This window comes from Maribacter sp. TH_r10, assembly GCF_033101095.1.
Classification (GTDB): domain Bacteria; phylum Bacteroidota; class Bacteroidia; order Flavobacteriales; family Flavobacteriaceae; genus Maribacter_A; species Maribacter_A luteus.
In genome coordinates this window covers 523,465-549,465 of the sequence record NZ_JAWMPY010000001.1, presented here as the reverse complement: position 1 = coordinate 549,465, position 26,001 = coordinate 523,465, and the positions used below count along the sequence as shown (strand labels likewise).

The 26,001-nt window shown below is 36.7% G+C and carries 24 protein-coding genes; all 24 read left to right on the top strand.

Going from position 1 to position 26,001, the window contains the following annotated elements; translation table 11 throughout:
• The first annotated feature begins 150 nt into the window (after positions 1 to 150).
• The 24 genes from R3X28_RS02275 to R3X28_RS02160 all read left to right on the top strand — a co-directional run bounded on the left by R3X28_RS02275 (position 151) and on the right by R3X28_RS02160 (position 25,804).
• Positions 151 to 1,776, top strand: a complete 1,626-nt coding sequence (locus R3X28_RS02275) for a DUF6377 domain-containing protein (RefSeq protein WP_317662092.1) — start codon at positions 151 to 153, stop codon at positions 1,774 to 1,776.
• Positions 1,777 to 2,055: 279 nt separating this feature from the next.
• On the top strand, positions 2,056 to 5,169 hold the full coding sequence (locus tag R3X28_RS02270; protein ID WP_317662090.1) for a TonB-dependent receptor: 3,114 nt from the start codon (positions 2,056 to 2,058) through the stop codon (positions 5,167 to 5,169).
• An 18-nt stretch (positions 5,170 to 5,187) separates the two neighbouring features.
• Positions 5,188 to 6,699, top strand: coding sequence for a RagB/SusD family nutrient uptake outer membrane protein (locus R3X28_RS02265; protein WP_317662089.1), 1,512 nt, complete (start codon positions 5,188 to 5,190; stop codon positions 6,697 to 6,699).
• 18 nt (positions 6,700 to 6,717) lie between these two features.
• Positions 6,718 to 7,593: a hypothetical protein gene (locus tag R3X28_RS02260; protein ID WP_317662087.1), complete on the top strand. Its 876-nt coding sequence runs from the start codon at positions 6,718 to 6,720 to the stop codon at positions 7,591 to 7,593.
• 221 nt (positions 7,594 to 7,814) lie between these two features.
• Positions 7,815 to 9,245 (top strand): glycoside hydrolase family 30 protein, encoded by a 1,431-nt coding sequence (locus R3X28_RS02255; RefSeq protein ID WP_317662085.1) that lies wholly within the window; start codon positions 7,815 to 7,817, stop codon positions 9,243 to 9,245.
• Between the two features lie 24 nt (positions 9,246 to 9,269).
• Positions 9,270 to 11,030: a cellulase family glycosylhydrolase gene (locus tag R3X28_RS02250; RefSeq protein ID WP_317662083.1), complete on the top strand. Its 1,761-nt coding sequence runs from the start codon at positions 9,270 to 9,272 to the stop codon at positions 11,028 to 11,030.
• A gap of 95 nt (positions 11,031 to 11,125) precedes the next feature.
• Positions 11,126 to 12,511, top strand: a complete 1,386-nt coding sequence (locus tag R3X28_RS02245) for a glycoside hydrolase family 30 protein (protein ID WP_317663050.1) — start codon at positions 11,126 to 11,128, stop codon at positions 12,509 to 12,511.
• 35 nt (positions 12,512 to 12,546) lie between these two features.
• Positions 12,547 to 13,599: a glycoside hydrolase family 16 protein gene (locus R3X28_RS02240; protein WP_317662082.1), complete on the top strand. Its 1,053-nt coding sequence runs from the start codon at positions 12,547 to 12,549 to the stop codon at positions 13,597 to 13,599.
• A 34-nt stretch (positions 13,600 to 13,633) separates the two neighbouring features.
• Positions 13,634 to 15,283 (top strand): hypothetical protein, encoded by a 1,650-nt coding sequence (locus tag R3X28_RS02235; protein WP_282053914.1) that lies wholly within the window; start codon positions 13,634 to 13,636, stop codon positions 15,281 to 15,283.
• Positions 15,284 to 15,667: 384 nt separating this feature from the next.
• A complete protein-coding gene (locus tag R3X28_RS02230) occupies positions 15,668 to 17,332 on the top strand; it encodes a M20/M25/M40 family metallo-hydrolase (RefSeq protein WP_282053915.1) in 1,665 nt (554 codons plus the stop codon).
• A gap of 76 nt (positions 17,333 to 17,408) precedes the next feature.
• Positions 17,409 to 17,765 carry a bleomycin resistance protein gene (locus R3X28_RS02225; RefSeq protein WP_282053916.1) on the top strand — a complete coding sequence of 119 codons (357 nt, stop codon included), beginning with the start codon at positions 17,409 to 17,411 and terminating at the stop codon, positions 17,763 to 17,765.
• Between the two features lie 619 nt (positions 17,766 to 18,384).
• Complete coding sequence (locus tag R3X28_RS02220) at positions 18,385 to 18,627, top strand: type II toxin-antitoxin system ParD family antitoxin (RefSeq protein ID WP_282053922.1); 243 nt, start codon at positions 18,385 to 18,387, stop codon at positions 18,625 to 18,627.
• A complete protein-coding gene (locus R3X28_RS02215; protein ID WP_317662080.1) occupies positions 18,614 to 18,907 on the top strand; it encodes a type II toxin-antitoxin system RelE/ParE family toxin in 294 nt (97 codons plus the stop codon). The genes R3X28_RS02220 and R3X28_RS02215 overlap by 14 nt, the downstream gene beginning before the upstream one ends.
• 15 nt (positions 18,908 to 18,922) lie before the next feature.
• On the top strand, positions 18,923 to 19,864 hold the full coding sequence (locus tag R3X28_RS02210) for a glycoside hydrolase family 43 protein (protein ID WP_317662078.1): 942 nt from the start codon (positions 18,923 to 18,925) through the stop codon (positions 19,862 to 19,864).
• Between the two features lie 231 nt (positions 19,865 to 20,095).
• A complete protein-coding gene (locus tag R3X28_RS02205; protein ID WP_317662076.1) occupies positions 20,096 to 20,476 on the top strand; it encodes a hypothetical protein in 381 nt (126 codons plus the stop codon).
• Positions 20,477 to 20,597: 121 nt separating this feature from the next.
• Positions 20,598 to 20,909, top strand: a complete 312-nt coding sequence (locus R3X28_RS02200; RefSeq protein WP_317662074.1) for a hypothetical protein — start codon at positions 20,598 to 20,600, stop codon at positions 20,907 to 20,909.
• Entirely contained in the window at positions 20,906 to 21,211 is a 306-nt protein-coding gene (locus R3X28_RS02195) for a type II toxin-antitoxin system RelE/ParE family toxin (RefSeq protein ID WP_317662072.1), read from the top strand. Before R3X28_RS02200 ends, R3X28_RS02195 begins: the two co-directional genes overlap by 4 nt.
• A 119-nt stretch (positions 21,212 to 21,330) precedes the next feature.
• Complete coding sequence (locus R3X28_RS02190; protein WP_317662070.1) at positions 21,331 to 23,067, top strand: hypothetical protein; 1,737 nt, start codon at positions 21,331 to 21,333, stop codon at positions 23,065 to 23,067.
• A gap of 65 nt (positions 23,068 to 23,132) precedes the next feature.
• On the top strand, positions 23,133 to 23,570 hold the full coding sequence (locus R3X28_RS02185) for a hypothetical protein (protein WP_317662068.1): 438 nt from the start codon (positions 23,133 to 23,135) through the stop codon (positions 23,568 to 23,570).
• A 30-nt stretch (positions 23,571 to 23,600) separates the two neighbouring features.
• Positions 23,601 to 23,801, top strand: a complete 201-nt coding sequence (locus R3X28_RS02180; RefSeq protein WP_317662066.1) for a hypothetical protein — start codon at positions 23,601 to 23,603, stop codon at positions 23,799 to 23,801.
• On the top strand, positions 23,801 to 24,025 hold the full coding sequence (locus R3X28_RS02175; RefSeq protein WP_317662064.1) for a hypothetical protein: 225 nt from the start codon (positions 23,801 to 23,803) through the stop codon (positions 24,023 to 24,025). The genes R3X28_RS02180 and R3X28_RS02175 overlap by 1 nt, the downstream gene beginning before the upstream one ends.
• Before the next feature lie 144 nt (positions 24,026 to 24,169).
• The gene (locus R3X28_RS02170) at positions 24,170 to 24,562 is read left to right on the top strand and encodes a biotin/lipoyl-containing protein (RefSeq protein ID WP_317662062.1); all 393 of its coding nucleotides are present in this window, start codon (positions 24,170 to 24,172) and stop codon (positions 24,560 to 24,562) included.
• A 115-nt stretch (positions 24,563 to 24,677) separates the two neighbouring features.
• On the top strand, positions 24,678 to 25,217 hold the full coding sequence (locus R3X28_RS02165; protein WP_317662060.1) for a hypothetical protein: 540 nt from the start codon (positions 24,678 to 24,680) through the stop codon (positions 25,215 to 25,217).
• Positions 25,218 to 25,291: 74 nt separating this feature from the next.
• Positions 25,292 to 25,804: a hypothetical protein gene (locus R3X28_RS02160; RefSeq protein WP_317662058.1), complete on the top strand. Its 513-nt coding sequence runs from the start codon at positions 25,292 to 25,294 to the stop codon at positions 25,802 to 25,804.
• Positions 25,805 to 26,001: the final 197 nt, after the last annotated feature.

Sequence of the window (26,001 nt, the reverse complement as noted above, 5' to 3'; positions counted from 1 at the left end):
GAAAGTGACATTTATGAAACCCACTTCAAATATTTTTTAAATAACAATTTTGTCAGACTGTAAGACATTAGTTTTTTTATTAAATTTCTAAAATCGATATTCGTACATAATTGAATCGTAATGTATAAAATACCACTATATATAAATCTAATGCTATTCATTTTAGTAGCACCCGAGAATAACCAAAATGAATTAGACTCCTTGATTGTACGATTAGAACAGGAAATGGGTAAACGTGAAATTTACGATCAATTAAAGGAATCAAGAATTTCGAACCTGAAAACCCTTTTAGATGATGATAATATCAAGGGGGAGAACAGATATTTTATTACCAATGCCCTAATTACAGAGTATAGATATTATAGCTTTGATTCTACCTTACATTATATCGAGGATAATTTAGCATTCGCAAAACAAATAGGGAAAGATAATTTTTTACAGGAATCAACTTTAAGGCTTGCCAAACTTTTAGCAACGTCCGGAAGGTATGATGAGTCAATCAGTTTACTTGGGGAAATAAACCCATCAAATTTATCTCAAGATTTAATTCAGGAATATTACATTATCAATAAAAGGTGTTATTCCGAACTTAGGGCAATTTCCAGAATCAAAAGCATCAGCGCAAAATATGATAAACTTTATAACACCTATAAAGATTCCCTCAACTCCCAAATATCAAATCTTGATAAGAATTCTAAATTGTATTTGGAGGTAACCGAACAAAACTTTAGGGATGAATTTAATACAAAAAAGGCCATGGAAGTTAATGCCAAAAGATTATCCTTGGCTAAAATGGGTACCAGGGAATATGCTTTAGTCGCCTTTAACAGGTCATATATGAGTTATGAGTTAGATGGTAACAGGGCAAATCAAAAAAAATTCCTCGTTTTATCCGCTATTTCAGATATACAATCATCCGTAAAAGATAATGCCTCTTTAGCGAACTTAGCCATGATTTTATTTGAGGAAGGGGATGTTGAAAGAGCCCATGAATATATCAGGTTCTCTTTTGAAGATGCCAAATTTTACAACTCCAAATTACGGTTTTTGGATATATCCAATGTTTTACCGGTAATTTCAAAATCTTATGAAATAAATAGCATTGAGCAAAGTGATAAACTAAAAAAACAGTTGATTTTCATTAGCCTTTTGTCCATAATTTTAATGGCCGCACTATTTTATATTTTTAAACAGTATAAGAGGATAAAATTGGGGAGGGAATATTTGAAAACTGCCAATTTACAGTTAAAGGATTTAAATGAAAAACTAAGCTTTTCTAATAGTGATCTTAAACGAATATACGAAGAGCTTTCAGAAGTTGACGCCATAAAAGAGCATTATATCGGCACATTTCTAAACTTATACTCGGAATATATAGATAAATTGGATGTATACCGGAAGACGGTACGGAAGTATATAATTACAAACAAAGTAAATGAACTACTCGAATTGACTAAATCTAAAAAGGTGGTCGATGATGAATTGAAAGTTTTCAACGCTAATTTTGATAAATCTTTCTTGCACATATATCCAAATTTTATCGAAAGCTTTAATGATTTGTTGAAAGAAGATGGGAAAATAAACATCAAACAAGAGGAAGCACTAACCGTAGAATTGAGAATTTTTGCTTTAATCAGGTTAGGTATATCAAACAGTGCCCAGATTTCAAAAATCTTGAGATATTCCGTAAACACCATTTACAACTATAGGGTTAAGGTCAGGAACAATGCAATTGACCGGGAATCGTTTGAGGATATGGTAAAAAAAATAATGTAATATTCAGACTGCATTAAATTTGGTGGCCGTAAATTATTGAAATGTTATTTATGTAGAATTTATTACTCAATTTTCACTGTATATCCATTATATTTTCACTACTTTTTATTTAACCAACTTTAAATGTATCTATTTTATTTACAAGATTTTAATAGTTTTTACGTTTAATATTAATCTACTTTTTTCATATATCCGATTGTACTTAAGAGGATACATGGTTTAATTTGTTTCGAACCTTTAATTCATTTAAGGGTCAAAAAACAATTAACCTAACTTAATATGAAAAAAAGTAATTTAAATTTAAAATCGTTCACGATTCTATTTATTATTTCATCATGGTTTTCTTTTGCACAGGAAATTCCCATATCAGGAATTGTAAATGACGGATCAGGCTTACCAGTGCCCGGGGCAAATGTAATTGTAGAAGGGACTACCATTGGTACAGTCACGGATTTTGATGGTGCTTTTACCATCAATACGGAAATTGGATCAACATTATCATTTAGTTATCTGGGTTATGTTACCCAAAGCATTGTTGTAAAGAACAGCGCAAGCATAACCGTTACCTTGACAGAAGACCTGGAACAACTTGATGAAGTGGTGGTGGTTGGTTATGGTACTCAAAAGAAGAGTGTTGTGACAGGTGCTATTTCCGGAGTTAAACAAAGTGAACTCGAAGATTTGCCTATCACTAGAGTAGAGCAAACTTTACAAGGTAGGGTTTCGGGTATGACCATTGCGTCAAATTCCGGACAGCCTGGATCCTCTTCTACTGTAAGGGTTCGTGGAATTACCACATTAGGTAGTAACGACCCCCTATGGGTGGTTGATGGTGTTGTGGTTGATTCTGGTGGAATTGGGTATTTAAATCAATCGGATATCGCTTCCATAGAAGTGTTGAAAGATGCCGCATCCCAAGCCATTTATGGGGCAAGAGCGGCAACAGGGGTGATTCTTATTACGACCAAAAAAGGGAAGTCCGGTAAATTAAGTATAAACTATAATGGTTATACAGGTTTTTCTTCAGCCGCCAGAAAATTGGATTTATTGAATGCTACTGAATATGCTACCTTATTAAATGAAAAATCTGTGAATGGTGGAGGAGGTATTTTATTTTCAGACCCAACGTCTTTAGGCGAGGGTACGGATTGGCAATCGGTTATTTTCAATAAAGGTGCACAAAAAACAACGCACGAACTTAGTCTCAGCGGTGGTAATGATGTATCTAAATACTATGCTTCCTTTGGTTATACCGACCAGGAAGGTATCGTGTTGAGTGATATCTCCAATTATACCCGAAAAAACATACGATTGAATTCCACGCACAAGATTACCGATAAGCTTACTTTTGGCCAAACAGTTGGGTATTCCAATGAGAAGACGGTAGGAATCGGGAATACCAATAGTGAATACGGGGGGCCGTTATCATCAGCAATCAATTTGGACCCCACAACACCAATCGTTGAAACGGATCCAATCCTTATTAATCAAGCCCCTTATACAAATAACGGGGTAATGACCGATGCTAACGGAAACCCTTATGGTATTTCCAATTGGGTTGCACAGGAAATGTCCAATCCATTGGCATACCAACAAACCCTTTTAGGAAATTATAGTTGGGCAGACAACTTTGTGGGAAATGCTTATTTAGAGTTTGAAGCCATTGAAGGTTTGAAATTCAGAAGTACATTAGGAGGAAAACTCGCTTATTGGGGCAGTTACGGTTATACACCTGTTTCTTATTTAAATGCTAGTAGTATAGTAACCCAAAACAATATATCAAGAGTAACCAATAAAGGTTTTGGGTGGAACCTTGAAAACACGGTTTCTTATACAAAAGCTATTAATGACCATAGTTTTAGTGTATTATTAGGTCAAGGTGTTTACATTGATAATATTGGTTCCGGTGAGAGTGTAACCTATTACGATATACCTGTAGATAGTTATAAGGATGCTTCTTTTAACTATAGCGTACCTACGGATCAAGTTGATGCTTCTGCTTGGACAAATACCGAGCATAAGGTAACATCGCTGTTTTCAAGATTGAATTATGATTATAAAGAAAAATACCTATTAACCGCCATTATTCGTAGAGATGGCTCTTCTCGTTTTGGCTCAAATAACAAATACGGTTACTTCCCCTCATTTTCAACGGGTTGGGTCCCTTCAAATGAAGATTTTTGGCCAGAAAACGGGGTGGTTGATCAATTGAAGATCAGAGGTGGATATGGTGTCACGGGTAATGACAACATTGGCGATTTTAAATATTTGTCAACCATTGGCGATGGTCGAAATTACACTATTGGCACTTCGGGTTCCGTAACGATCGGTAACAGTCCTGATGCCCCTTCAAACCCAGATTTGAAATGGGAAGAAACAAGCCAGGTGAATATCGGTTTTGACTCAAGGTTGTTCAAGAACTTCACGGTTGCCTTTGATTGGTATAAAAAAGTGACAACAGGCATTCTTCAAGATGTTACCATTCCTGGATACGTCGGGGCCATTAGTAGCCCAACCGGAAATGTGGCGGATATGGAAAACAGGGGGGTTGATTTGGAAATGGGCTTCTCTAAACAATTCAACGAGTTCAACTTTTCTTTGAACGGAAACATATCCTATTTGGAAAATGAGGTCACTTACCTAGGTAATGGTGTTGACTTTATTTCAGGAGGGGAAACAATACAATCGAGTACCTATCCAATTACAAGGACCGAAGTAGGCCAAACAGTTAATTCTTTCTATGGTTTTAAGACAAACGGTATTTTTCAAAACCAAGAAGAGATAGACAATTATGTGAATTCTGCAGGAACGGTGATCCAACCTAATGCGCAGCCAGGGGATTTTAAATGGAAAGATCTGGATGATAACGGAACAATAGATGCAGATGATAGAATGTTTCTCGGTAATTCGATTCCTAAGTTTACATATGGTTTCACGCTTAATTTAAGTTATAAGAATATAGACCTTTTGGTCTTTGGGCAAGGAGCCGCAGGGAATAAGATTTTTCAAGGTTTAAGAAGGTTGGATATTGAAAACGCCAACTATCAAACTGCTGCTTTGGGAAGATGGGTAGGTGAAGGAACATCAAACACCTATCCTAGACTAACAACAAACGATACCAATAATAACTTCTCCAATCCTTCAGATTTTTATCTTGAGGATGGTGACTACTTCAGATTCAAGACGATCCAAGTTGGATATACAATTCCGAAAGATGTACTTAGTAAATATGGTATTGATAAATTAAGGATTTATTTAACAGGTGAAAACCTATTCACTTTCACGAAATATACTGGTTACGACCCAGAAATTGGGGGTAATGTTTTCGGAATCGATCGAGGGTATTATCCTCAGGCCAAGACCAATCAAATTGGAATAAACTTACAGTTTTAATAAAAAATAGTTGAAGATATGACACTTAAAAAAATAAAGAATTTATGTATTGGGCTACCGATATTGCTTTTCATGGTATCATGTAGTAAAGAATTTTTAGAAGTGGATCCAGAGGGAACTTCTTTAGAAGAAAATTATTATAAAACTGCGGAAGAGGCTTATTCAGGTTTGGTTGCTGTTTATGATGTAATAGGCAAGCAGGCCAAAGGATTTGAGAATATGATCGCATTGTTGAATTCGGGATCTGATGATCACTATTGCGGTGGTGGTAGTTCATCCGATGGTTCCCAATTACAGGTTTTCTCCAATTATACCATTAGTGAATCCACTATAGCCGAAAGTTATTGGGACGACTTTTATCAAGGCATCTTTAGGGCCAATACGCTTTTGACAAAACTGCCTGATGTTGATATGGATGAATCCTTAAAAGCAAGATATACGGCTGAAACTAAAGCCTTAAGAGCCATTTACTATTTCGAGTTGGTAAGATTGTTCGAGAATATTCCCCTTATCACAACGCCTTTGTCTACCGATGAATATTATACTGTTGTGCAGGCAGACCCAAGTGAGGTTTATGCCCAAATAGAAACGGATTTAAGTGAAGCTATTGATGATCTACCCGTAACATTGGAACTATCTTCAGAGGCTGGTCGTATAAGTCAAGGGGCTGCAAAAGCCGTTTTGGGAAAAGTGTATTTATACGAAGGAAAGAACACTGAAGCCGCCGAACAATTTGCAGATGTAAACGGTACACCGGGATCTACAAGTGATTATGGATACAAGTTGCTCGATAATTTTTCAGAGTTATGGGATGTAGATAACACTTACAATAGTGAATCTATTCTTGAAGTTGCCTATACCGATCAAAGTAATGCCGATTGGGGCAACTGGGGATGGGGAGATGACGAAGGAAATAGCTTAAATGTAATGGTTGGACCAAGGGGATATGTACGAACTTCAGGTTCTACGGCACCTGATTATGCGGCCGGATGGGGTTTCAATATTATAACACAAAGTCTATATGATGCTATGAACGGTGATCCAAGATTTGATTCAACAATTGAGGATTTACAATCTTATGTGGATGCAGGTGAAGTTGAATTAGAAGAAAGTTACCAATACACAGGCTATTACCTTAAAAAATTCATGCCTTTAAATTCAGATGTTTCAACTGGCGGAGGTGCTAGTGTGCTTAATTATAAACAGCATACGTATATGATACGTTTGGCCGATACCTATTTAATGGAAGCAGAAGCCTTAGGCGGAAGTGGAACACGTGCACAAGCATTATTAGACGCGGTTAGAGCAAGAGTAGGGTTACCTTCTATTCCTGTATCAACTGATGCTATTTTTAATGAACGCCGTCTGGAATTGGCTGGCGAAGGTCATAGATGGTACGATTTGGTAAGAACGGGTAATGCAGCTAATGCTTTGTCAGATAGAGGGTTCGTAGCTGGGAAAAATGAAATCTTGCCTATTCCTTTAGCCGAATTGGAAAATACTTTACTAGAGCAAAATCCTAATTATTAATAGTAAAAACGAAATTTTATGAACTTACATATAAAATTAAAAAATATTGCTAGGTTTTTTACCTTGGGGTTGGCAACCGTAGTACTATTTTCTTGTCAACCAGAGGAGTGGGGCGATGGTAATGGTCTTTATGATACCGATTTAGATGCAAGTTTTACCATAACACCCGTTAGTGATTCGAATAATACCTATCTACTATCGGCCAATGGAAGTTATATCTCATCAAACTGGGATTTAGGAACAGGAGCTGGTTTTTATTCTGGAGGGGGAACCGAAGAAATATTCTTACCCGATGCTGGAACGTATTCCATTTCACATAAGGTCGTGGGTAAGGGAGGAGTCTCAGAAACCACATCCCAGGAATTGGAAGTCGAGGTATCCGACCCTGTAGCAGGAAACATAGTAAAAGGAGGGTTGTTTGAGGATGCTGATGACCACGCAGAATGGACCGTTTTAAACATTAGTGATTCTGGAGCTTACTGGACTTTTAATGAAGGTAGCGCAACTATTGTTGCGAGTGGCTGGAACCAACAAGCTATTTACCAAGCCATTGATGTTGTTGCGGATAAAGAGTATAAAATAGACATGGTTGTCTCTGGAGAAGGAAACGATGAAACCTGGTTCGAGGTAATGGCAAGTACCGTAGAGCCCATACAAGGGCAGGATTATGCAAATGATGTTGTCATGGGATTGAATACTTGGGGAGGTTGTGGTACTGGGACGATCAGTGGTTTACTTTCTTCCGTAGGTTGTGTTGGTAATTCGTATTCGGACTCTATAAGCAATTCAGTGACATTTGACACTTCCGGAACAATCTATTTGGTAATTAAATGCGGGGGTAACCAAACTCCTGGTATTTCAATTTCCCGTGTTGAAATGAGAGGATCTAATTAATGGCATAAAAATTCAAAGGTTTTTGCACTGAGTTAGTTTTTGTTAAAAGCCCATATGCTTCATTGGATTGTATGTATGTGGGCTTAAGTTTTATTGAAAAACCCAATACCCTTCCTATAAAAGGGGATGGTAATTATTTTGCATACCATAGGTTCATATAAATGACCTGGCATATTAAAAATGGTATTGACCAAATTCAATTAATAATTTAAAATTTTATCATGAATCATCCCTTTATACTTTTATTATGCGCTCTTTTATTGGTCAAGTGCTCTTCAACCGATACAAGTTCCGATGCATCGGAGGTAACACCACCGGATCAATCTACGGCATATAGCGATGTGGATTTATACGTTACCAAACCTGATCAATCGGAGTTGTTTAATTTACAGGCCAACAAAGTGCCTTCGTATACTGAGAACGGCAATTTCTCAATTACCGTTGACCCGGAAACAACGTATCAAACAATAGACGGTTTCGGCTTTTCCTTAACGGGCGGTAGTGCATTGCATTTGAATGATATGTCCGATGCTTCAAGAGCTGAAATTTTAAATGAACTTTTTGATTCGGATAACATTGGTGTAAGTTATCTGAGAATCAGTATTGGGGCTTCCGATTTAGATGCGGAAGTGTTCTCATATGACGATTTATCCGAAGGTGAAACCGATGAAAGCCTAGAGAGGTTTTCGATAGAAAAAGATAAGGAAAACCTGATTCCGGTTTTAAAGGAAATATTGGCGATCAACCCCAATATTAAAATAATGGGATCACCCTGGTCCGCACCAACTTGGATGAAAACGAACAATAATTCCATAGGCGGAAGTTTAAAGCCCGAATATTATGCAGTATATGCAGATTACTTTGTAAAGTATATAAAGGCCTATGAGGCGGAAGGAATTACGGTAGATGCCATAACGGTACAAAACGAACCTTTACATGATGGCAATAACCCCAGTATGTATATGGAAGCGATTGATCAAGCCGATTTTGTGAAAAACCACCTTGGTCCGGCTTTTGAAACCGCAGGTATACAGACTAAAATTATCGTTTGGGATCATAATGCGGATAATCCAAGTTATCCCATTACGATATTCGCTGATGCCGAAGCGAATGAATATGTTGATGGTTCGGCCTTTCACCTATATGGGGGGTCTATTGATAATTTGAGTACAGTGCATAATGCTTACCCTGATAAAAACCTGTATTTCACAGAACAATGGGTGGGTGTTAACAGTGAATTTGACGATAATCTACTTTGGCACACACGGGAATTGATTGTCGGTGCAACCCGTAATTGGTGCAAAACGGTTTTAGAATGGAATTTAGCTTCGAATTCCAATTTGGAAATACATACAGATGGAGGTTGTACCGAATGTTTGGGGGCATTGACCATTGATGGTGATACCGTAAAAAGAAATGTTGCCTATTATATTATCGCCCATGCCTCAAAATTTGTAAGACCGGGTTCGGTACGGGTCAGTTCAAACTATTCTTCCGATTTACCGAATGTAGCATTTGAAACCCCAAGTGGGGATATCGTTGTAATCGTCGTGAACAATACGTCAATAGATATGGCCTTTAATATAAAATCCCCTAGTGGTTCGATCTCGACATCATTGGATGCAGGTGCCGTTGGAACATATGTTTGGTAATAGCCCTACTATAAAAATTCAGTAATGAAAAAATTATATTTTGGTTTAATAATATTTTGCTTGTTTTTAACATCATTCAATGATGCTACTGCTCAAATGTTTTTGCATGCAGAGGGCCAGAACATTGTTGATGGGAATGGCAAGAACGTACTATTGCGGGGTTTAGGTCTTGGAGGATGGATGGTGCAGGAAGGTTATATGCTGCAAACGGGAAAATTCGCAGGGCCTCAACACATTATCAGACAAAAAATAGAAGACCTTATCGGTAAGGAAAAAACAGAGATATTCTATGAAGCTTATTTAGCCAATGGCGTAACCAAAAGAGATGTGGATTCTTTGGCCAGTTGGGGTTTTAACTCCATTAGGTTACCCATGCATTATAACTTATTTACACCACCCATCGAGGATGAAAAAAATGATGGGATCACTTGGATCGAGAAAGGATTTCAAATGACGGATGATGTACTGAAATGGTGTAAGGAAAATCAAATGTACCTTATCTTGGATTTACATGCCGCACCAGGCGGACAAGGGAACGATGCCAATATATCCGATTACGATACATCCAAACCATCCCTGTGGGAGAGTGAAGCCAATCAAAGAAAAATGATTGCTTTATGGCAAAAACTGGCAAATAGGTATAAAGATGAACCATGGATTGGGGGTTACGATATAATCAACGAACCCAATTGGAATTTTACAGAAGAAGATAAAAACGGCTGTGATGAAAAATTGAACGCCCCTTTAAGACTGCTAATGGTTGATATTACCAAGGCTATTAGGGAGGTGGATCCCTATCATATCATTTTTATTGAAGGTAATTGTTGGGGAAATAATTACGAAGGTATTTTTCCGCTTTGGGACGACAATACGGTATTAAGCTTCCATAAATACTGGAATTTCAACACAAAGGAATCCATCCAGGAATTCTTGGACTACAGAAAGGAATATAATGTGCCCATTTGGTTGGGTGAAAGTGGTGAAAACTCAAATGTTTGGTTTAAGGAAGCCATTAATTTAATGGAAGCCAATACTATTGGCTGGGCATTTTGGCCCATGAAAAAGGTGGATAATATAGCTGGGGTAACTTCGGTTACCAAAAATCCCGGTTTTGAAATTATTCTTAACTATTGGAAAAATGGAGGAGAGAAACCTACTGAAGATTTTGCCTTTAAGGCATTAATGCAACTGGCCGAAAATTACAAGATGGAACACCTCACCATAAAACCCGATGTTATTGATGCCATGTTTCGACAAGTCAACACGAACACCACCAAACCTTATAAAAAAAACAGTATTCCGGGAATCATATACGCAACGGAGTACGATTTAGGAACAAATGGCCATGCCTATCTGGATAAGGATTTTATTAATTATAGGGTAGACACCGGTATACGTGTTTCATGGAATAAAGGAAATAAAATGCGGAATGACGGTGTCGATATCCAAACTTGTAATGATCGAAATTCAAATGGGTATGAAGTTTTTGATATTCAGGAAGGTGAATGGTTGCAATATACCGTTACGGCAGAGACCGAAGGGGCCTTCGATGTTTCAATAAGATACTCGAGTAAAGTTACGGAAGGGGCTTTTCATTTGGAAAACGATAAAAGACACATATCAAACGTGCTCATACTACCTAAAACTACAAATGACGGTGCAATTTATGAAACCATGACCATTGAAAATATAAAATTGTCAAAGGGGAAAAATAAAATCAAATTGGTCTTTGATAAGGGTGGCGTCATTTTAAACTATTTGGAATTTAAAAGAAAGAAAGGATGAAAAATAAATATTTTGTTTCCATGGCAATATTCGTGCTGATGGTATCATGTAACAATTCAAAAAAAGAGGCATTGAAAGTACCGGACGATAAAGGCATGGAAAAGGTAACAAGGTCCCTTATCGACCAAAAAGTCGAGATATACACAACTGCGAAAGACACCGATTTGAGATTGTCGAAAACAAATGAAAATGTATTTGTGAATTCGACCCAACCCACCGAAGCGGAAATTTCCGTTTTTGTAAACCCCAATAAAACCTTTCAAGAATTTTTAGGTATCGGTGGGGCGATTACAGATGCAGCTGCAGAGGTGTTTTCGACCTTAGGTAAAGACAAACAAGAAGAATTTTTAAAAGCCTATTATTCCGATGAAGGAATAAACTACAATATCATAAGAACGAGTATCCATAGTAGCGACTTTGGATTAGGAAGCCATACTTACATAGAAGAAGGTGATAAGGATCTTAAAACATTTTCCATAGAAAAAGACAAGGTAAAGCGCATACCAATGATCAAACGGGCAAAAGCCCTGATTAAAGAAGATTTGGTCTTCTATGCAAGCCCTTGGAGCCCCCCGGCTTTTATGAAAACCAACAACGACATGTTGCATGGCGGCAAATTATTGCCGGAATACAACCAAGCGTGGGCAAACTACTATGTAAAATTTATTGAAGCTTATGAAGCAGAGGATATTCCGGTTTGGGGCGTAACCATCCAAAATGAACCAATGGCTGTTCAACGTTGGGAGTCCTGCATTTATACTGCGGAGGAAGAACGCGATTTCTTGAAAAATTATTTAGGCCCAACATTCGAAAAAAATGGGTTGGGAGATAAGAACATCGTGGTATGGGACCATAACAGGGATTTAATATCACAAAGGGCAAATACTATTTTTGAAGACCCGGAAGCAATGAAATATGCTTGGGGAATCGGATTTCATTGGTATGAAACATGGGCAGGTGGCGAACCTAAATATGACAACTTAAAGAATATCAAAGAATCGTTTCCAACTAAAAATCTGTTGTTTACAGAAGGCTGTCAAGAGCAGTTTGATCCAACGCAATACCAAAGGTGGTCTAATGCAGAACGTTATGGCAACTCTATGATCAATGATTTTAATAGTGGAACAGTTGGATGGACGGATTGGAATATCCTATTGAATGAAAATGGAGGTCCAAATCATGTTCAGAATTTTTGCTTTGCACCAATACATGCCGATACCAAAACAGGGGAATTGATTTATACACCCTCGTATTTCTATATAGGTCATTTTTCAAAATTCATTAAAAAAGGAGCTTTAAGGGTAAGCACAACTACAAGCAGAAGTACCCTTGAAAGCACTTCGTTCCAAAATCCGGATGGACAGATTGTAACCGTAGTAATGAATAAAACAGATGACAGTATTCAGTATAAATTACTTGTGAACGAATTTGAAATAGTTAATACAATCCCACCACATTCAATGCAATCTTTGGTCTATTAAAGACCTTATTCTTTCAACCAATAAATAATAAAACAATGAAAAATATCATCTATTTGATACTTACGGCAATGCTATTGTCATTTCTATCCTGTAGTAGTGAGAATGAAGTTGATGAGCCCGGTATTCCAACGGACCTATCAATATCCGGTGTTAAATTTGGTGCGGATGGGAATAATCCCAATGGAGATGGTAGCGGGGTTGTTGACTTCACAATCACAGCTACAAATGCAACTTCATATAAGGTTTTAATTAATAATGAAACGCTGGAACTTACTCAAAATACCTTTAGATACACCTTTACACAAAGTGGTACCAATGACTATTCAATTATAGTTTCAGCATATAATTCCGTAGGATTTTCAAGTACTACTTACTCAATAACAGTCTACGTATATAGTGAATTGCAATTGGTTTGGTCAGATGAATTTGATACAAATGGAGCACCAAGTCCCTCCAATTGGGGTTATGACACAGGAGCTGGGGGTTGGGGTAACAATGAGTTACAGACCTATACGGATAATTTAGAAAATGCCGTGGTTGAAGATGGCGTTCTTAAAATTATTGCCAAAGATGATGGAAATGGCGGTTATACTTCGGCAAGAATAAAATCCCAAGGATTGCAAAAATTTACCTATGGTAGGATTGAAGTAAGGGCCAAACTTCCTGCATCCCAAGGTACTTGGCCCGCAATATGGATGTTAGGATCTAACTTCTCCAGTGTTGGCTGGCCAAATTGTGGTGAAATGGATATCATGGAGCAAACCGGTTGGGACAAAAATACGGTACTGGGAACTTTCCATTGGCAAGACAGTGCAAGTGATTCGTATGCTGGTTATGGTTTGGAAACAGAAGCCCCTACCTCAACATCGGAGTATCATCTTTATTCATTGGAATGGACTCCTGAAGTTATTTATGTGCTTTATGATGATGAGCCTTATGTAACGTTAACAAATAACGACAGCCTACCGTTCAATGCCGATTTCTTTATCATATTGAATATAGCCATGGGAGGTGATCTTGGAGGGGACGTGGATCCATCTTTTACTCAAGATACTATGGAGATCGATTATGTAAGGGTATATCAATAATAAAAAAATAGAATCCAATATATAATAGAATTGTATGAAACTTAATTTGAACTTGATCGCTATTTTATTTTTGCTAATAGCTGTAAACGGATATTCCCAATCTAAAACCAAAATTGAATTAAAAGATAATTGGTACCATCTAAATGGTGAAAAATATTTCATTAAGGCCATTGGTTATGAAATAGGTGCCCGTCCAGGTCAACATCCATATGAGGATGAGAAAAAGGATGAATTGGAATTGATGAAGTTCGACCTTGAAAAAATCAAGGAAGGCGGTTATAACACCATCAGAACTTGGAGCCAATATTCAGAAGCTCAATTGAAACTTGTTCAAGAATCCGGTTTAAAACTTATTATGGGATTGGAAATAAACCCAGAAGCAGATTATGGGGATCAAAAATTCATTAAGGAAAGTGTTAAGGGGGTAAAAAGATTACTGAAATATGCAAAAAACTATGATTGTATCATTTCGTATTTGGTTATCAATGAGCCCCAAACAGATCATATACATAGTGTAACGGGCAAGGCCTTTGTGGATCTAATGCAACTTCTTGTTGATACGATTCATGAAAACCATCCAGGGATTCCTGTTACGTTATCCGCAAATGCGATGATCAGTGATTATATGGATGAAAGTTTGTTCGATGTGTACGCCTACAATTGTTATGACCACAATGAAGGGCAAACAGCAACAATGGGTTTTAAGGATTACATTAAAGGATTGAATGAATTAAATGGATTGGACAAGCCTTTTATAACTACGGAGTTCGGTTATTCGGTTTCACCGGAAGGAGGCAACGGACAGTATGGTTCAAACACCTTAAAACAGCAAAGTGATGGCCTGATCTCCAATTATCGAGATCTTATTGATGCGGGAGCCGTAGGAATGTGCCCATTTTATTATGCCGATGGCTGGTGGAAAGGTGGCGATAAAAACAAACACAACATTAATCAACCGGAAGAATGGTTTGGATTCTGGGGGTATAAAGACCTGAATGACAAATATGGTTCCCCACGGCCGGTTTGGTATGCCATGAGGGATTATATGAAAGGACTGATCATAAGTCCAAAAAACAAGTCCATACATACAAAAACGCAAATACCGCTGGAATTATTTAATGATAAGGAGGTTAAAAAAGTTGTTGTAAAGTATTTGGACGAGGTTATTTACTCTAAAAACATTGAAAGGGAAGGTTATTTTGCCGATCAAATAACAATTGCCCCGGATGGTATAGAAGACATGGAGCTTGCTTTTGAATTTTATGACAAAAACAATACCGTTATAAAAAACGAATCCATTATGATCCTGGCCTCTAAATCGGCTTTTGAATTGCCAAAACTTACCATTGAGGTAACTCCTGACAAGGATTTAAATGATGGAAGTATAGGACGAATCAAAACAAAAATAGAAACCAAGGATAATTTTAAATTAGTGGGTGATCTAAAACTAAGTTATAATACCCACCTTGGATGGGATGTTGGGCCACAGGCAACGTTTTCTATAAACGACCAATTGGGTCAGAAGATAATTACAGCTGAGAATTTCTTTAACATTCCCGATAATTCTTGGGTAGTAAATGCTTCCGCCGGAATTTTTGTCCAATATGGTAAGTTCATATATAAGATCCACGACCAAAAGATAATTTTCAGAGGCAATTGGGCCAATGAAGTAGGAAGAAAATAAACAAGGGATAGTTCAACCTCAGAATACTTAAGAAACAATTGCATGCCTCACTCGAAGGTTAGCTAGCTATGTGGAAAAATCACTGGTTTTAAGGCATATATTATTTAATTCGTAAAAGATATATGACATTAGGAAGGAATGGATGCACCGACTAAAAACCTACATGGTATTACTATGGATTCAAAAGAAGGTGTGCCTTTCCTTAAGAATGAAACCTATTACTTTTTTAGGTCGTTACTATATTCCTTAACCACCTTGTTTCCCAAGGCTTCAAGTTTAATATTTGGTATAACCCAAGTAAAGTCATCACCATTTGATTTCCTGTCTTTACGTAATGTGTTTTAAGTATTAAAACTGTACTTTTATTTGAATAAAACCATCAGAATGATATTTACTTCAAGACCCTCGATTTTCATTGTGTTTTTTTTAATTGTCCTCACTGCCTGCAAAAATGAAAACAATGCTTTGGATGCTGAGAACACCATTAATTCAACTGATTTTGAAAAACATTTAATAACCCTTTCTTCCGATGAATTTCAAGGAAGGAAACCTTTCACCATTGGCGAGGAAAAATCAGTGAATTATATTGCCAATGAATTCAAGAAAATGGGGATCAAAGGTGCTTATGGGGATAGTTATTTCCAGAATGTTCCTTTGGTAGAAATGAATTTCACCCCGGATAATGAAATTTCGATAAACACAAAAGGTGGAGAAGTTGTTTTAGAAAAAACCACGGATTACATTGCAAAAACACCTTACCTTGATGATACCGTAGAGATTAAAGATTCCGAAATTATCTTTGCGGGTTACGGCATTGTTGCACCTGAATATAATTGGAACGATTATGAAGGTATTGATGTAAAAGGGAAAACTGTTTTAGTACTGGTGAACGATCCCGGTTTTGCCACCCAAAACCCAGAATTATTCAAAGGAAATTCAATGACCTATTACGGTCGTTGGGCATACAAATACGAAGAAGCCGCAAGGCAAGGTGCAAAAGGCATTATGGTGATCCACTCCACGAAACCTGCAGGTTACGGATGGCAGGTTTTAACGAATACGTCCAGTTCTGGTATTTCACTTCAAGCAAAAGATAAGAACCACTCTAAATGTGCTTTGGAAGGTTGGATTACCGATAGAGCGTGTAAAAATTTATTCGAAAAATCGGGTTTAAACTTTAATGAATTGGCAAATCAAGCCATGTCAAACGAATTCAAGGCAGTCAGTTTAAACTGTGATCTAAACCTCTCGATCAAAACCGAATTGAAATTCCAAAACAGTAGAAATGTCGTAGGGATCATAGAAGGTACCGAAAGAGCGGATGAATGTATCGTTTACAGTGCGCATTGGGATCATTTCGGTATTGGTCCAAAACATGACGGCGACTCCATTTACAATGGGGCCATGGACAATGGAACCGCGTTGGCTGCCATGCTTGAAACGGCCAAAGCCTTTGCCAATTTAAAGGAGAAACCTAAAAGATCGGTTGTTTTTCTATCTATTACAGCCGAAGAAACCGGTATGACAGGATCTGCCTATTATGCCCAAAACGGTGTGTTCCCTCCTGAAAAAACAATTGCCAATTTAAATTACGAATTGCTATTACCCATGGGTAAAATGAAAGATGTGACCATTACCGGTTTTGGGCAATCCGAATTGGATGATTATGTAGCCGAATCCGCTAAAGAACAAGATAGGTATATCGTTGAAGAGGCGTTTCCAGAAAATGGAATGTACTACCGGTCCGATCATTTTAGCTTTGCCAAAGTCGGTATCCCTTCGTTATTTATAAAAGGTTGGCAAGACAGTAGGGAACATGGTAAGGATTGGGCCAAGCAACAGGTTAAAAACTATTGGGCAACGGCATACCATAAACCGGCAGATGAGTACAATCCGGAAACATCGGATTTAGAAGGTTGTATTGAAGATGCCAAATTGTTTTTTAAAATCGGTTATACATTGGCCAATGAGGATAGCTACCCCAATTGGAATGAAAAATCGGAATTCAAAGCGATTAGGGACAGATCACTTTTAAACCTTAAAAAATAAGTGATTCTTGTAGTGCCCCATATTTATAATCATTCAAAGCTTTCAACCTTATAAAAGTTCAAATAAAGGATCAACCATGTTTACAGAAATCAGTCCAAAAATACCGATGCGCAGCAAGGCAACTACCAAGGATTTTTATTTACATCAATTAGGTTTTGAAGAACTTGGAAGCACTGAATACGAAGGTTATCTAATATTGAAAAAGGACGAAATCCAAATTCATTTTTTTGAATTCCAGGCACTAGATCCAAAAGAAAATTATGGGCAAGTTTACATAAGGGTCGATGATATCGAAAAGTATTATCAATGGTTGTTGGCCAAAGGGACTACTATTCATCCTAATGGAAGTCTACAGGCAAAGCCTTGGGGACAAAAAGAATTTTCAGTTCTTGATCCTGACAATAACTTACTGACTTTCGGGGAAAGTATTTAAATGATAAGCCAAAGTTCAAATAAATGACTATAAAATACAGCGATTTTGTTCTAATTTAGATGTGTAAAGAGGTAGTTACACCAATCTTAACAAGTTGCCAACTATTTTGAAAAATTTGATATTTAAAAGATGGACAAGAAACTTAAAGTAATTGAATTCAATAAAAAAAAGAAGCTAGTCGATTTTGTAAATGAGAACTCGGAAAAGCTTGATATTCTTCAAATAACTAGTAGTTGTGAAGGAATTTCTCATTACCACTTTTTATGGTATTACCAGAAATAATAACTGGAATAAAAACTCAATTAGATTCTTAAAAAGTTTGAGTCAGAACGTAAATGGACTTTTCTCAAACATAACTGTTGTGTTGTAACCTTGCCCTTTTTTCCTGCAATTAATAATTCATAAATCGTAACTTAAGGGAAAGCTCAAAAAAAAAGGATAAGTTAGGACACTTTCTCGGCAAACAAGAATAGAATTAAAAGTTCAAATAAAGGATGAGATAGGACACTTTCTCGACAAACCAGAATAGAATTAAAAGTTCAAAGAAAGGATAGTAAGAAAACAAGTATTTTTGCATATGGTGCGAAATAGAACTATATTGCACCATATATTTTTAATTATGGAAACAGTAAGAAAATCAATCACTTTTACAGATCAACAGGACGGTTGGATAAAGCTTAGGGTTAAAGCGGGTGATTTTACCAATGACAGTGAATACATAAGAGAATTGGTAAGAAAGGATCAAGAACAGAATATGAAGCTCCTAGAACTTAAAACTGCCATTGATGAAGGGTTGCAAAGCGGCAGAAGCAATCTGAAAATAAGCGACATTATCGCAAAAGTGGATAATGGGGAATTATAGTTTATCTGCGAGAGCCCAATATGATTTAGTGGGTATGTATAAGTACGGAATCAGGTTTTTTGGCCCTGACCAAGCGACCAAGTACTTACTTGCTCTGGAAAGTTTTTTGGAAGAGTTGGCAGAACGACCAGAATTGGCTAAGGATGCCTCAACAATTGCCCGCTCCTTAAAATATTACAGTTATAAGGCTCATGTTATTTTTTATCAATTTGACAATGCAGATGAAATTTTTATTGTCAGGATTTTGGGCAAACGCATGAACTTCATTGAACATTTATAAAAGTTCAAATAAAGGATGGGAAAAATAATATCAATACTACTTCTACTCACCATGTTGGGTTGTTCAAAAAAAGAGTCTGAAATTTATTTATTTTCATATTTTAAAGGAAATGGTGAAGACGGATTACATTTAGCCTCCAGCGAAGATGGTTTAAAGTGGGAAGCTCTTAATAACGACAAATCATTCTTAGAGCCAAAAATCGGTCAAGATAAATTGATGAGGGACCCTTGTATTATAAAGGGAGGTGACAATAAATTTCACATGGTATGGACGGTAAGCTGGAACGAAAGAGGGATTGGGTATGCCAGTTCAACAAATTTAACAGATTGGTCTGAACAGAAATATATTCCTGTGATGCATCATGAACCAGATGCCGTAAACTGTTGGGCTCCGGAATTGTTTTATGATGAAGCATCAGAGTTATATTTAATATGTTGGGCTACCACAATCCCTGGCAGATTTCCCGAAACAGATGATTCTAATGGAAATGGCAGAAACCACAGAATGTATTACACCACTACTAAAGATTTTGTCGATTTTAGTGAAACTAAAATGCTATATGACAAAGGTTTTAATGTAATAGACGCTACAATACAAAAGGAAGATGACACCTATATAATGTTTCTGAAAAATGAAACAAAACTCCCTAAGGTTGAAAAGAATATTCGAATAGCAACCAGTAATACCCTTACTGACAACTACTCCGAAGCTTCCAAGCCTATAAGTCCCAATTGGGTAGAAGGACCAACAGCCATAAAAATAGATGACAAATGGATTGTATATTTTGATATGTACACTGAAAAAAGAATGGGCGCTGTAAGTTCTTTGGATTTAAAGCAATGGGATGTTATTTCAGATAAAGTCATTTTCCCTAAAGGTACTAGGCACGGTACTGTTTTTAGAGTGAAAAAGAGCATACTAACTAATATAATGAAGTCACTTAACAATGGCTCCTAGACCATTACCAGGGTTTAAATAAAGGATGAGATAGGACACTTTCTCGGCAAACCAATACAGAAATAAACTATAGAATACTAGTGAGAATTCGAGTTTATACCCACTATAAGGTTATTTACTCAAAAAATAACTAAGGCTTGTTCTATTGCTTTTCTAAGCTATAGTAGCCTTTCCATTTTCTTGCACGGTTCAGAATCCAAATCAGTATCTTTATAATAGTTCAAAAAAACGATGATCTATATAGACAAGTCAATGTTGAGTCTTCGAAGAGTGATGAATGGTAGTATATTTCTTGTTTTTATCTTGGTAGTGGCCTTGATATTTGTTTCCTGCGATAAAGATGAAGAGGGAAATCAATTCTATTGGGAGCAAAGCAAATGTGCTGATCCCTGGGGCACTGGTGAGAATGACCTGAACTCGGATACAACCATTGCGTTAGAAGAATTTTTGGTCGATAACGGAATCATTGCCTTAAATATAAAATTTGATAATAATTCAACTCTGGATATTTTATGTGAATCATGTGGCTGTGGTACTGGCCAAAGAATCTTGGTAACGGTATCGGAATCCCACGAAGAGGAAATGGAAAACATAGGTTTCGTTAAAGTCTAAATAAAGGATGAGTTAGGACAGCATGTCGGTGAAAATCGAATGGTACAATATTTCAATAAAAGCTTGAATGTCTAAATTATTTTATATATTAGTCTAATATATGAATCAATAATATTAAATTATGCTAGACATTGTTTATAAATACCAGAGTCTACTCGAGAATATAGACGATTATATTGAAGACAGTAAGTATAAGAAAGAATTTTTGATAGAGCAGCTCGGGGTTTCAAGAGCCACCTTCTATAACAAGGTTAAAAAGAAGAGTTTCACTATCGAAGAAATGGTTGTGTTAAGTACGATTCTTTTTCCAGAGGAAGCAAAGGTCCTTGAAATAAGGGAAGCACTTAGGGAAAGCCGTGAGGATAGCAAGGAGGGAAGAACGAGGGACCATAAGGACGTAATGTCCGATGTGCGCAAAAAGTTGCGTGTATGAGAGTGGTTTGGACCCGGAAGGCCGATACGTCCTTTAATGGAATAGTGGATTACCTATTGGAAAAATGGACAGTCGAAATCGCAACCAATTTTATTGACATAGTGGATCACACTATAAAGTTAATCTTTGAAAATCCTGAAATGTTCAAGGTTTCAGAATATGATCAAATAAGTAGGGCCGCATTCATTACCAAACATACGACTATGTTCTATAGGATTTTAGACAATACTATAGAGATTGAATACTTCTGGGGGAATTTTGATAATCCAGAGAAAATAAACGAATTGCTACAGTTCAGATAATTGATTAAACCTACTTTGGTCGAAAAAAAGGAAAACCTTGGTTTTTATAAGGTTATCATGGTGGGGGGGGTAGGAATTTATAATAGATTGGGGCATCCAACCCTAAACTCAAGAATCTTATGAAATCCTATTGTATTTTTATACTGGTACTATTTATCGGTATTCTACAATCCTGCGACCAGGTTGAGCCACTTTCCACCGATGTTACTTTTGACAGTGAAAACATTATTAAGGAAGATGGTACGATAATCAAGAAAATGCCCCTTACAGAAGTTCCTGATATTATTGAAAATTTAACCACGATCTCAGGAAAAAGCATAGGGAGTACCAGTAAGATCAAATATAACAATGTAAGGATAAATTTGGACAGTATCGTGGAAGTGATCAATTTGGACAAAGGATCCAATTATACATTGGAAATGCGGGTAAAAGGCGCTCCTTCCAACCATATTTACAATTTGGTCATACATAGGTCCGTAAGTGGCATTTTGGAAGCGCCATATGTTATAGGGTATGAGATAGACCCAAAATTTATGCGGGCTTTTATGGAAAGTGATGGGGATTTATCCCAATTTGTGGGGGAGTATCATTTCTATACATACGATCAATTCTTCAAAGATTCCAAGGCGGGGATAGTGGGGGAATCAAGTGATTGTGGTGGTGGTTATACCGGTGGTACATCAGGACCGCCCATCGCTCCGGGATCAACTTTCACCCAGAGCTATGACGGTAGGACCGTGGAGGCGATTTTCAGCAATTCTACCATGGGTGGCACCTATAATTTTAGTTCAACGATACATACGGAAAACGGGGCCCAGACCCATGTTGCGACGGCAAGTAGTAGTGATTTTACGGTAACTAATCCGTCATTTACAACACCCGCACAAGTTGTTGCCCTGTCCCCGACGGTAGTTTCGGTAAACATTTCTACAAACACGAACACAGGCAGTGGAGCGCCATGTTCTAGCAGCTCCCAGATTAGGGATTCGGGAATCGTTGAATTTGCCCCCTGTCCGGACTCTGGCTCGCCCACGAAGAAATCGGTGCTTTACGGTAAGTCAAGTGATTGCCCAAGCCCGGAAGGCGGTTTGGCCTTAAGAGGTTACGACAGGGCGATACAGAAGGTATTCTATTTTTTGGACAATTCCCTTTCCTGGGGAGAACTTAATTTCTTGGAGGATAACAACGGTTTTCCAGAGATTCTGGTTTCGTTTTTCATAAAATATGGTATAAACGACCAGTCCAAAGGTTCAGTGAATGAAATTATTGATTCTACAATGAATGGAAGTATAATTTCAGTAGCACCATTAATAAAATATCCAGTTTCCAAGGCAGCGCAATATAAAAGGGATTATCCAAAGCTCACGGAATATTTAATGAACCAGTTGCCAAAAATAGCCAATAACCAAAAGGTTATAGATGCAATCAACGATATTACCGAAGCTCCAAAGGAGACCATTAAAGAAGCTCTTCAATGGGGCAAGGGTCCTGAAATAAATATAACTCAATTAGGAGGGGAAGGAAGTAACGAAAAATTAGGATCCTATCGAGGGCACGTTATACCAAGTCAAGTAAATATTTTAAATTTAGATATCGATTTAGTTAATAAACTGGAAAATTCTCGAACGCCAGAAATATCGGACGCGATGGCTTTTCTAGTAGCAGTGACCATTCTTCATGAGTATACCCATTTGGGAGATGCTGTTTTTTCAGACAATTTTTGGGGGAACGAATGGGTTGAATCAGGTTTTTTGGATGAAAACGAAGCTGGTATACTTTTTGAAGAAGCTGTTTTTGATGAAAAAGTATTTATTTCTAATGCCGGAGCAGTTTTAAAGCGTACGGGTGGCTTATGAAAACAATTTTCCTTTTTATAATATTCTTTTGCTCAACATCTATCTTTTCTCAAAACCTAGATCAATTGAGTTGTCAACTCTATGCCTGTTCTTTAAAACAAAGGGAATATTCCAAAGAAAAACATTTGATGGTAACTTTTGACTACGAAATGTCGTCATCTCTAAAGGAAAGTTTATTGGCTTCCGGTTTTTTTAATAAGGAAGAGAAAACTATTTTAGATAATACCCTAAGTCGACAGTTGAGGCCTACAGTTTGTAAAGTTGTTAAGGATATCTTAATTGATAAAAGAACAATTAATGTAAAAGGTGATTTAGAAGGTTATCTACACCTTAGTTATTCGGTCCCTATACAAATTAATCAACAAATGGCATATTTAATTGTAGGAGTCGATAGGATAAGAAAGAATAGAGTTGGTTCCGTAGGGGCAGTAATCATTGAGACTTTCAAGAAGGATGCTGATTCATGGGTTTTCATCGATAGCAAAATCTTGGAGTCGTATTGATTATCTACTGGGCTGGGCTTAAAAACAGGTATGGCCTGTGATATGGATTTCAAGTATTTTAGAGCCGAGAAGCGGTTCTATGAATTTGATAGTTTCTTTACCGACAATAAGAACAACAGGGTGGGAAAAACAGGCGATTGCGGTGGTGGCACCATTGGCTCTGGGGGTAATAGCGGGGAGGTCATGTGGCTCCTGGGGAGACCTTCTCGTTCACGTATAACAGCACCATAGTGAATACCACTTTTGGCACACGCCAAAATGCGAATCTGTATAATTACCATATTACCATAGGAGATAGTGGGTCATCCGAGAGTACAACCTCAGTAACAGCGAACAGCAGGGACTTTACGGTAACTAATCCGTCATTTACAACACCCGCACAAGTTGTTGCCCTGTCCCTGACCCCTGTGGCCTTAACTAAAAATGTAGCCTTACCATTTTTTCGTTCAACCTAAAATTCGAAATCATTATCTTTAAGTCTAGATGGCCAAAAAATGAGAAAGGACACTTTCTCGGCGAACCAAAATAGAATTAAAAGTTCAAATAAAGGATAAGTTAGGACACCATGTCGGCGAACCCTAGTAACTAATTTAACTACAATGATCAAAACAATAATTCGTAGATTATTCCTTTCCGATCAGAAGCGAAATGAAATCGATAAAGACTTAAAAAGTAATCCGTACTATAGAACGACTGAAGAAATTCGTCAAAATGCAATTGATTTAAGTGGAATACCGGAACTCATTTTGGAAAAAGGAAAGATTGAATCGATTTTCACTCCAGAATTAGGAAATCAAAAAGGTTTGTCTCTTACAAAATGGTATTTTAAACCTGGTGACATTATTAAAAGCGGGGACATTGTTTGTGAGATTGAAAACGAAAATATTACAATGGAATTTGAAAGTATTTATAGTGGAAGAATCTTATCTACTTGTAAACCTAAACAGAAACTTACAAGCGGAACAGAAATATTTAGAATAGAAGGAATATAAGACTAATTTAAACGGTGGATACAATGAATGCTCTAATCCATTCCAATGGTTATCGTTGCTAAAAAGTTCAAATAAAGGATAGCTAAACATACGAGCCGAAACGTTACAACACATTTTGAAACTAACGAAAGAATACATAAAGAACAATTATCTAATTTTAATAATTAAACTATTAATAATAAGTTTTTTTATAATATCAATTGTTGTCGGGATTCAAAGAACAATAAAGTATTATTACGCATTTGCTATTTATGAAAATAGCAGATTTACAGAGTATTTGAATATATTAAAAATTCAAAATTATTTTAAATCAACAATTGTTTTACTGATTCCACTTATTGGAGTTTTTATAAATAAAAAAATTGGCTGGATACTCATAACTTCTTTTAATTATTTCGTTATTTCTGCTATTGTATTTATGTCTGTTTATTTTTTTAAAGACATGTCAGCTGAAGATTTTTTGAATGAAAAGTATGGAATTTTTCAAGTGTTAACGTTCATAATAATTATTACCATTCCTTTAATAATAATTAATAAAGAGAAAATTAGGAATGGAACTTATGGAATATCTAAAACGAATATGATAATCATGAATATTGGTTCTTCGTTACTTGGGATGGGAATGACAATACTTCTAACATATTTAAATCAATAAAAACGTGCTACAACAATACCTCCTATAAAAAAACTTAGCCAAGTCCATAAAAGTTCAAAAAAACAATTCTCCCAATGTATAAATATCATTCCTCATCAAGGTTTTACATTACAGACTCTTTGATAGCTATCGTAATGTCCGTTGGTTTTGGCTATGTTGGAGTGACTGTCACGGGAAATATAGCTGCTCAAATAAGTGTAGTAATAGTGACGGTTCTCCTTTCTCTTTGGTTTGTTATTCGTGCTAGGGATAGAGTGATTGATGTTGAATTTAAAGAGCAATTTATAGTTGTAAACCAGATTTTCAAGAATGAGATTACAAGGATTCACTACGAAAGTATTGTCGCGTTAGAATTCATATCAGTACATAGAGGCCCTACAATTAATAAGATCAAATTCCTCTATAAAGAAAAAAGTGAATCTATAAGATTCAGAACGATAGCTCATGGAACCGAGTTCATTGATTTTGTAAAATGGATCAAAGCTAAAAATGATAAAATAATCGTTTCGGTTTATCCTTCGGATGATTACATGAATTTTAGACTTCAAGAGGAATATGGATTCAACTATAGAAAAGTTCCCAAATAGACTAATTTAATATATATGTTTAGACGACACTACAGTTCCAAAAGTTCAAATAAACGATGAATTGATTTTAAGAAGAAACTGAACCTGGTTTTTGAGGTTGTCTTTGAAATTTCCATCGAAGAACTTTGTCACATAAGACATAAGGGTGGTGGGACACTACCCTCCCCTAATTCAAAGGAAAACTAACCTAATGCCAA

Excerpts from the sequence above, each read along its gene's own strand:
- R3X28_RS02275 (WP_317662092.1), top strand. The coding sequence starts at position 151 with ATGCTATTCATTTTAGTAGCACCCGAGAATAACCAAAATGAATTAGAC.
- R3X28_RS02270 (WP_317662090.1), top strand. The coding sequence starts at position 2,056 with ATGAAAAAAAGTAATTTAAATTTAAAATCGTTCACGATTCTATTTATT.
- R3X28_RS02265 (WP_317662089.1), top strand. The coding sequence starts at position 5,188 with ATGACACTTAAAAAAATAAAGAATTTATGTATTGGGCTACCGATATTG.
- R3X28_RS02260 (WP_317662087.1), top strand. The coding sequence starts at position 6,718 with ATGAACTTACATATAAAATTAAAAAATATTGCTAGGTTTTTTACCTTG.
- R3X28_RS02255 (WP_317662085.1), top strand. The coding sequence starts at position 7,815 with ATGAATCATCCCTTTATACTTTTATTATGCGCTCTTTTATTGGTCAAG.
- R3X28_RS02250 (WP_317662083.1), top strand. The coding sequence starts at position 9,270 with ATGAAAAAATTATATTTTGGTTTAATAATATTTTGCTTGTTTTTAACA.
- R3X28_RS02245 (WP_317663050.1), top strand. The coding sequence starts at position 11,126 with ATGGAAAAGGTAACAAGGTCCCTTATCGACCAAAAAGTCGAGATATAC.
- R3X28_RS02240 (WP_317662082.1), top strand. The coding sequence starts at position 12,547 with ATGAAAAATATCATCTATTTGATACTTACGGCAATGCTATTGTCATTT.
- R3X28_RS02235 (WP_282053914.1), top strand. The coding sequence starts at position 13,634 with ATGAAACTTAATTTGAACTTGATCGCTATTTTATTTTTGCTAATAGCT.
- R3X28_RS02230 (WP_282053915.1), top strand. The coding sequence starts at position 15,668 with ATGATATTTACTTCAAGACCCTCGATTTTCATTGTGTTTTTTTTAATT.
- R3X28_RS02225 (WP_282053916.1), top strand. The coding sequence starts at position 17,409 with ATGTTTACAGAAATCAGTCCAAAAATACCGATGCGCAGCAAGGCAACT.
- R3X28_RS02220 (WP_282053922.1), top strand. The coding sequence starts at position 18,385 with ATGGAAACAGTAAGAAAATCAATCACTTTTACAGATCAACAGGACGGT.
- R3X28_RS02215 (WP_317662080.1), top strand. The coding sequence starts at position 18,614 with ATGGGGAATTATAGTTTATCTGCGAGAGCCCAATATGATTTAGTGGGT.
- R3X28_RS02210 (WP_317662078.1), top strand. The coding sequence starts at position 18,923 with ATGGGAAAAATAATATCAATACTACTTCTACTCACCATGTTGGGTTGT.
- R3X28_RS02205 (WP_317662076.1), top strand. The coding sequence starts at position 20,096 with ATGATCTATATAGACAAGTCAATGTTGAGTCTTCGAAGAGTGATGAAT.
- R3X28_RS02200 (WP_317662074.1), top strand. The coding sequence starts at position 20,598 with ATGCTAGACATTGTTTATAAATACCAGAGTCTACTCGAGAATATAGAC.
- R3X28_RS02195 (WP_317662072.1), top strand. The coding sequence starts at position 20,906 with ATGAGAGTGGTTTGGACCCGGAAGGCCGATACGTCCTTTAATGGAATA.
- R3X28_RS02190 (WP_317662070.1), top strand. The coding sequence starts at position 21,331 with ATGAAATCCTATTGTATTTTTATACTGGTACTATTTATCGGTATTCTA.
- R3X28_RS02180 (WP_317662066.1), top strand. The coding sequence starts at position 23,601 with ATGGCCTGTGATATGGATTTCAAGTATTTTAGAGCCGAGAAGCGGTTC.
- R3X28_RS02170 (WP_317662062.1), top strand. The coding sequence starts at position 24,170 with ATGATCAAAACAATAATTCGTAGATTATTCCTTTCCGATCAGAAGCGA.
- R3X28_RS02160 (WP_317662058.1), top strand. The coding sequence starts at position 25,292 with ATGTATAAATATCATTCCTCATCAAGGTTTTACATTACAGACTCTTTG.